This is a genomic window from Sandaracinus amylolyticus, from assembly GCF_000737325.1.
GTDB classification, from domain to species: Bacteria; Myxococcota_A; Polyangia; order Polyangiales; family Sandaracinaceae; genus Sandaracinus; species Sandaracinus amylolyticus.
On the sequence record NZ_CP011125.1, the window covers coordinates 10,320,102 to 10,327,335 of the forward strand.

At 72.5% G+C, this 7,234-nt stretch carries 8 protein-coding genes; 5 read left to right on the top strand and 3 right to left on the bottom strand.

The features are described from left to right. Window positions 1-29 precede the first annotated feature (29 nt). Complete coding sequence (locus DB32_RS43880) at window positions 30-1,346, top strand: IS701 family transposase (RefSeq protein WP_075097411.1); 1,317 nt, start codon at window positions 30-32, stop codon at window positions 1,344-1,346. Window positions 1,347-1,387: 41 nt separating this feature from the next. Here DB32_RS43880 and DB32_RS43885 read toward each other — a convergent pair whose 3' ends face one another. From DB32_RS43885 to xseA, 3 genes are all read right to left on the bottom strand, one after another. Continuing rightward, on the bottom strand, window positions 1,388-1,990 hold the full coding sequence (locus DB32_RS43885; protein WP_053230358.1) for a hypothetical protein: 603 nt from the start codon (window positions 1,988-1,990) through the stop codon (window positions 1,388-1,390). A gap of 175 nt (window positions 1,991-2,165) precedes the next feature. Further along, window positions 2,166-2,999: a shikimate dehydrogenase gene (aroE, locus tag DB32_RS43890; RefSeq protein ID WP_053230359.1), complete on the bottom strand. Its 834-nt coding sequence runs from the start codon at window positions 2,997-2,999 to the stop codon at window positions 2,166-2,168. Next, window positions 2,996-4,447, bottom strand: coding sequence for an exodeoxyribonuclease VII large subunit (gene xseA, locus DB32_RS43895; protein ID WP_075097773.1), 1,452 nt, complete (start codon window positions 4,445-4,447; stop codon window positions 2,996-2,998). The genes aroE and xseA overlap by 4 nt, the downstream gene beginning before the upstream one ends. 70 nt (window positions 4,448-4,517) lie before the next feature. Between xseA and DB32_RS43900 the strand changes: the two genes are divergently transcribed. The 4 genes from DB32_RS43900 (at window position 4,518) to DB32_RS43915 (ending at window position 7,080) form a co-directional block, all read left to right on the top strand. Next, complete coding sequence (locus DB32_RS43900; RefSeq protein ID WP_053230361.1) at window positions 4,518-5,318, top strand: fibro-slime domain-containing protein; 801 nt, start codon at window positions 4,518-4,520, stop codon at window positions 5,316-5,318. Between the two features lie 54 nt (window positions 5,319-5,372). Then, entirely contained in the window at window positions 5,373-5,990 is a 618-nt protein-coding gene (locus DB32_RS43905; protein ID WP_157068531.1) for a hypothetical protein, read from the top strand. Between the two features lie 363 nt (window positions 5,991-6,353). Continuing rightward, window positions 6,354-6,773 (top strand): hypothetical protein, encoded by a 420-nt coding sequence (locus DB32_RS43910; RefSeq protein ID WP_157070399.1) that lies wholly within the window; start codon window positions 6,354-6,356, stop codon window positions 6,771-6,773. A 76-nt stretch (window positions 6,774-6,849) separates the two neighbouring features. Continuing rightward, a complete protein-coding gene (locus DB32_RS43915; protein WP_157070400.1) occupies window positions 6,850-7,080 on the top strand; it encodes a hypothetical protein in 231 nt (76 codons plus the stop codon). Window positions 7,081-7,234: the final 154 nt, after the last annotated feature.

Here is a 7,234-nt window from a genome sequence, read left to right on the forward strand (position 1 = left end):
GGTTGTTGCAGCAACCGAGGGAGGGCCACGTGGCCGAAAGCAGGCTTCGCACACTTGCCGAGGTTCTGGAAGTCGTCCGTCCAGCGTTCACGCGTCCGACGTTCGAGCGCTTCGTTGCGCTCATGCGCGGGTGGCTGCTCACCCAGCAAGCGGGCGCGGTGACCAGCGCTCTGCTCGGCGCCGGTCTCGCGGGCAGGGCGCATCACGCTGCGTTCCATCGCTTGTTCGCGGAAGCCGCTTGGGACGTCGACGAGGTCGGCACCGAGCTGCTGAAGTGGATCGTGCGGACGTGCGCGACGCGCAGATCGCTGCAGCTCGCGATCGACGACACCGTCGTTCGGAAGAAGGGCCCGATGGTGTTCGGCCTCGGCACGTATCTCGACCCGGTGCGGTCGAGTCGACGCGTGCGGAACTTCGTGTTCGGTCACCTCTGGGTCGTGCTCGTCGCGATCGTGGAAGTTCCGTTCTCGAAGCGGCGCTGGGCCGTCCCGATCTTCTTCCGGCTCTACCGCCAGGAGCGCGACTGCACGCGCACCAACGATCCCTACGCGAAGCGCACTTCTCTCGCGCGCGAGCTGATAGATCTCGCTGCGCGCGTCGCGCCAGAACTCACCATGCACGTCTCTGCGGATGCCGCGTACTGCTGCGAGACCGTGCTTCGCGGTCTGCCGAAGAACGTCGTGGTGTACGGCACGTTGCGAGACAACGCAGTGTTGACCGCCGCCCCGATTGCGCGTCGCGGTTGCACCGGTCGTCCGCGCGTTCGCGGAGAGCGGATGCCGACGCCTGCGCAGCTCGCGGCTGATCCGTCGCGGTGGCGGTCCACACGCGCGGCGCTCTACGGACGCACTCGAGCGCTCGCGTTCAAGCAGATGGATGCGCAGTGGTACCAGGGCCGTGGTCCCGAGCTGATGCGCGTGGTCGTCGTGCGCCTGAGCGCCGGTAAGCTCAAGCACCGCGTCTACTTCTGCACCGATCCGACTCGGACTCCCGCCGACATCGTCGAGCGGTACACCGCTCGATGGCAGATCGAGGTCTGCTTCCGCGACCTGAAGCAGCACCTCGGATTCGGCGCGTCGCCGGCATGGTCGCGGCGAGCAGTCGAGCGTGTGACGCCCTTCGCTGGCTTCGTCTACTCGATCGTCGTGATGTGGGCACGACTGTCGCTGCGACGGCCCGAACGCGCTCCACAGATCCGACGACCGTGGTACCGCGACAAGGTCGGCTTGAGCTTCGCCGACCTGCTTCACATCGCGCGGACGGACCTTTTGGATCCAGCCGCGCGCACGCAGCTCGCGAGAAACTCGCCGGTGAGCGACCGGTCGCGCTCGTTTGCAGCTGCATGAAGCGCGAAAGGCGAGTCTGATTATGAGATGCGCGCGCGCGCTCAGCGCGTGTGACCGATCCCGACGGCGCGCACGACGAGCCGACCGTCGGCGTCGAGCGGCTCGAGCGCTCGCGTGTCGCTGCGGAACGCGTCGCGATGCGTGTCGCGACCGGGGCAGAGCGCGAGGCACACGCCGAGATCGATCTCGACCCAGAGGCGCTGCTCGGCGTCGAGCGGCGCAGGCTCGTCGAGCGCGAGCGAGAGCGTGCCCGGCGCGTCCGCGTGCACGTCGCGATCGAGGACCACGAGCGCGCTCGCGTCGAGCGTCTCGCCCTCGCTCACGAGGACGCGCACTCGATGGGCGCGGGACGCGTCGCATCCGTCGCGCTCCGCGAGCTCGTACTCGACGTGGGTCACCTCGAACGGCACGTGCACCGGGTACAGCGCGACGACGGCCGTGGTCGACGTCGTGCCCACGGGCGCGCTCACGATCGACGGGTGCTCGCAGCCCGCGCGGCCGATCGTCGCGTGCGTCGGCGTGGTGCCTCCGTCGGGGTCGAGCGGCATCGACGCGTCGCCCGCTGCGTGCACGCGCGTGTCGCACGCCGCGAGCACGATCGTGGACGCGATGAGACCGAAGCAGCGGAGCCGATCGGAGCGCATGGGCGCGGTCGCGCTCTGCAGGCGGTGGGCCAGCACGAAACCGGCGATTTCGCCGATGTACGCGCTCGGTCGTGCACAGCGTGGCGCACTCGTGCAGTGCACGCCGTGACGTCGGCTCACGCTCGCGACGGAGGCGCGTGCGCCGAGCCCATGGGCTGCCCACTGGGCCTGTGCATCAGCGCGCGGCGAGCGCGCGCTCGAGCGCGGCGCGCATGATCGCGACGGGCGCCGTGCGGCCGGTCCATCGCTCGAGCGCGAGCGCGCCCTGGTGCACGAGCATGCCGAGCCCGTCGACGGTGCGGAGCCCGTGGGCCTCGGCGGCCGCGAGGACCGCGGTCACGCGCGGTCGGTACACGAGATCGATCACCGCTGCGCCGCGCGGCATCGTCGCGAACGGCAGCGCGCCCGCGAGCTCGCGTCCCGCGTCGGTGTGCAGCGTCGCGCTCGAGGCCTGCACGAGCAGGTCGCAGTCGACGAGCAGGCGCGGTGCATCGAGCGCGCACGCGTCGATCGCGCCTCCGAGGTCGCGCGCGATCGACTCGGCCTGCGCGGGACGTCGCGCCGCGATGGTGATCGAGCGCGCGCCGGCCTGCGCGATGCCGTACGCCGCTGCGCGCGCCGCGCCGCCCGCGCCGACGATCACCACGCGCGCGCCCGCGAGCGCGACGCCGGCCTCCTCGAGCGAGCGCACGAGCCCGCGCGCGTCGGTGTTCGTGCCGATGACGCGCGCGCCCTCGCGCACGACCGTGTTCACCGCGCCGACCGCGCGCGCCGCGTCGTCGATCGCGTCGAGGTGCGCGACGATCGTCTCCTTGTGCGGCAGCGTGACGTTGAAGCCGAGCGCTCCGATCGCGCGCAGCCCGCGCACCGCGTCTCCGAGCGCGTCGGGCGCGACGTCGAACGCGAGGTACGCCGCGTCGATCCCGAGCGCCTCGATGGCGGCGCCGTGCATCGCCGGGGAGAGCGAGTGATGGATGGGATGCCCGATCACCGCGAGCAGCTGCTTCACGCGTCCTCCTCGTCGCGAACGCGCTCGACGACGGTCTCGATCGTTCCTTCGTGCACGCGGATCGACACACGGTCGCCGGGCGCGGCATCGCGCGCGCGCACCAGCGCGGCACCGCTCGGCTGGTGCAGCGCGATCGCGTAGCCACGCGCGAGGATCCCGAGCGGCGAGAGCGCGTCGAGCGTGCCGACGAGCCGCGCGAGGCGCTCGCGCGGCGTGCGCACCATCGCGGGGCCGAGCGCGCGCACGCGGCGATCGTGATCGACGATCGTGCGGCGCGCGTCGTCGAGCCGCGCGCGCATCGCGCGCACCAAGCGCGCTTCGAGCGCGACCAGCCGATCCCGATCGCGCGAGAGCCGCGCCCGCGGCTCGTGCACCGCGAGCCGCGCCCGCAGCCGATCGAGCGCGCGGTGCGCATCGCCGAGCCGGCGCGCGATCGATCGCTCGAGCGACGCGTGCAGCGCCGCGAGCGACTGCCGCGGGGCCGCGATGCGACGCCGCGGATCGTGGATGCGCCGCAAGAGCCGCTCGATGCGGAGCCGCTCGCGCTGCACGCGTTGATCGAGCGCGCGGGCGAGCGCGCGCTCGAGCCCTTCGAGTTCGGCGCGCAGCTGCACCGCGTCGGGCACCACGATCTCCGCGGCGTTCGAGGGCGTCGCGGCGCGCACGTCGGCGACGAGATCGACGATCGTCACGTCGACCTCGTGGCCCACGCCGCTCACGGTGGGCACGCGACACGACGCGACTGCGCGCGCCACGCGCTCGTCGTCGTACGCCGAGAGATCCTCCGACGCGCCCCCGCCGCGCGCGACGATGACCACGTCGAGGTCCGGCACGTGCTGGATGCCGCGGATCGCGCGCACGATCGAGAGCGGCGCGTCGGGCCCCTGCACCTGACAGTGCGCGAGCACGAGCCGCACGCCCATGCGCGCGCTCGCGACGCGCACGACGTCGTGGATCGCGGCGCCGTCGCGGCTCGTGACGATGCCGACCACGCGCGGCACGCGCGGCAGCTTTCGTTTGCGCGTGGGATCGAAGAGCCCTTCGCTCGCGAGCTTCTGCTTGAGGCGCGCGACCTCGGCCGCGCGATCGCCTTCGCCCGCGGGCAGCGCGACACGTGCGACGAGCTGGAACGTGCCGCGCGCCTCGTAGATCGTGAGCCCGCAGCGCAGCCGCACGCGCGCGCCGTTCTCGAGGCGCGCCCGCGCGCGGCTCGCGTCGTTGCGGTACATGACGCCACGCACCTGCGCCGGCATCTCCGCGTCGCAGAGCGTGAAGTACACGTGACCGCTCGCGGGGCGCGAGACGTCGGCGAGCTCTCCTTCGACCCACACGTCGCGGAACTGGTCCTCCATCACGAACCGCGCGACGCGGTTGAGCTCCGCGACACGAAGCACGCGCGGCGCGTGCTCCGCCGATCGAGTCCACCCGGGGATGGGATCCTGCGCCATCGCTCGCGCGTTCGTACCACGCCGTCGCGACCGTGACCCGATCGACGTCGGGCGCGCCTCTCTCCTCGCGATGGCGAGGATCTCGCGGACGGTGATCGCGGCGCTGGCGCTCTGCATCGGGTGCTCCGAGCCCACCACGGACGACGACGACGCAGGGGCGATCACGCAGGGCCCCGACGCGCGCACCACGATGCCGCGCGATGGCGGCGGTGGGGCGCGCTGCGATCGCCTGGTCGCGACGGTGCGCGACTTCCGCGAGGACCACGTCGACTTCGAGAACCACGCCTATCAGGTCGGCGACTCGCGCGTCGCGCGCACCGGGCTCGTCGCCGATCGCCTCGACGACGAAGGCAAGCCGGTGCACGCCGCGCCCGGCGCGACGGTGATGACCGCGGGGCCCGATGCGTTCCGCGAGTGGTATCGCGACGTCGACGGGACCAACCAGCGCTTCACGGTCGAGCTGCCGCTGAGCGCGACCGGCGACGGGCGATGGGTGTTCGACAGCAACGCGTTCTTCCCGGTCGACGGACGCGGGTTCGGCGACGGCACCTACTACGAGGGCGGCGTCGCGGTGACCCACAACTTCCACTTCACGACCGAGCTGCACACGCGCTTCCGCTATCGCGGCGGCGAGCGGCTCACGTTCCGCGGCGACGACGATCTCTGGATCTTCGTCGAGGGCCAGCTGGTGCTCGATCTCGGTGGGCTGCACGAGCCGGTCGAGGGCACGATCGACTTCGACGCGATCGCGCCGCGACTCGGGCTCGTGCCGGGCGGCGAGTACCGCTTCGAGCTCTTCCACGCCGAGCGTCACTCGACCGGATCGAACTTCCGCATCGAGACGTCGATCGAGTGCTTCACGCTGATCTGACGCGGCTCGACCCCTCGTCGCGTCGCGCGGCCGCTTCGTGCGATGCTCGATCGCGTGTCCGACGACGCGTTCGAGCGCGAGCATCTCGGCGGCGCGCAGGCCCTCCATCGCGAGCGCATCGCGTCGCGGCCCACGTTCGCCACGCTCGCCGGGATCTCGGGGACGCTCGGCGTGTTCGCGACGATCGGCATCGCGGCGGGCGTGTCGGGTGACTGGCAGGGGCTCGTCGCCGGCGGCGCGATGGGCGCGCTCGCGGGGTTCCTCGGGCTGATGAGCATCACGCACTCGGTGCTGCGCGTGATCGTCACCGCGCGCGAGGTCGTGCTGCACGTCGGCTTCCAGGAGCGCCGCATCGCGCTCGCGTCGATCACGCGCGCGGTCCCCGCGACGTACGACGACGAGCATCGTGCCCGCATGCTGCGCGAGGGCAGCGGCGACTTCGCGACGATCACGCCGGAGCGCAAGCTGGTGCGCATCGAGTACACCGACGCGAGCGGCGCGGCGAAGGCCGCGTACGTGGGATCGCTGCAGCCCGAGGTGCTGGTCGAGGCGATCGATCGCGCGCGCGGCGCGACGAAGGGACCGCGGGTGCGCGTCGCGGCGGATGCGCCGGCGCACGAGCTCGAAGAGGACGCGTCGCCCGCGTCGCGATCGCGCGAGCAGCGTCGCTGAGCGCGCGCCGAGGACGCGAGGCCCACCTCGCACGCCCGGAGCGGAGCACGCGCCGCGCGGCGCGGTGCGCGCGGGAGTGCCCACGAATGCCGGGAATTCGCGCGGCACGCGGCGTGCGGAGCGGCCCCTGCGTGGGCACGATGCGAACGTTCGTCGGTGCCGCTGCGGTCGTGACCGCGGCGATCCTGGTCGTCGTCGCGATCGACGCGATCCCATCGCCGGCGGTCGCGCAGCGTCGACCGCGCGTCGAGCGTGCGCGTGGGCGCCGGAGACCGTCGCGCCAACGCGCGTCGATCGACGCGCGCGCGCAGGCACGCCGCACGATCCACGCGCCGCCTCCCGATCCGCTGCCGCCCGCGCCGCGTGTCGACGAGACGCCCGACGACGCGATCGTCGCGCGCCGAGGAGACGCCCGCCGACGTCGAGCACGACGAGGACGATCACGACGAGGAAGAAGATCGCGGCGTCTTCGCGATCTCGGCGGCGACGCACGTGCCGATCTCGATCGGCGCGTCGATCTACGTGCGCCCGCCGCGCTTCCCGATCTTCGCTCGCGCCTACGTCGGCTGGATGCCCGAGCCCTACGTCACGCTCGTCGACGGCGTGCTCGTCGACGCGCGCGCCTACGACGCGGCGTTCTCGCCGCACGTGCGCGCGATCGCGACGGGCACGACGATGGCGTCGTTCTCGCTCGGCGTCGCGCACCAGGTGCTCGACCTCGCGCGGGCTACACGCTGCTGCACCGCATGCCGCAGATCTCGCGCGATCTCGTGGCGCGCGTGATGGGCCAGGACGGCGTCGCCGCGCCGGGCCTCGAGCGGCGGCTCCCGAGTCGTTCCCCGCCGAGGTGATGATCCACATGGTCCACGTCGAGCTCGGCGCGCGCATGGTCGCGTTCGAGCACCTCGTGGTGCGCGTCGGGGTGCGCTGGGATCACGCGATCGCGGCGAACGCGGACGTCTCGATCGACGCCGGTGGCGAGGTCGAGCTGGAGCGCGCGATCGACGAGGCCGAGCACGAGGTCGGTGAGCGCCTCGCGACCTTCACGTTCTTCCCGAGCCTGGTGATCGCGCTCGGCTATCAGTTCTGAGCTGCGCCCGGCTCCCGCGTCGGTGTGCTCGCCGATCGGGCTCACCGGACCGGGCGCGCTCGCCACGACCTGGAGCGCACGAACGAGGGTGCGCGTCGCGAGTGCCTCGCCCATCGCGTCTCTGCTCCGTGTACCCGGCGACGAGGCGCCTCGC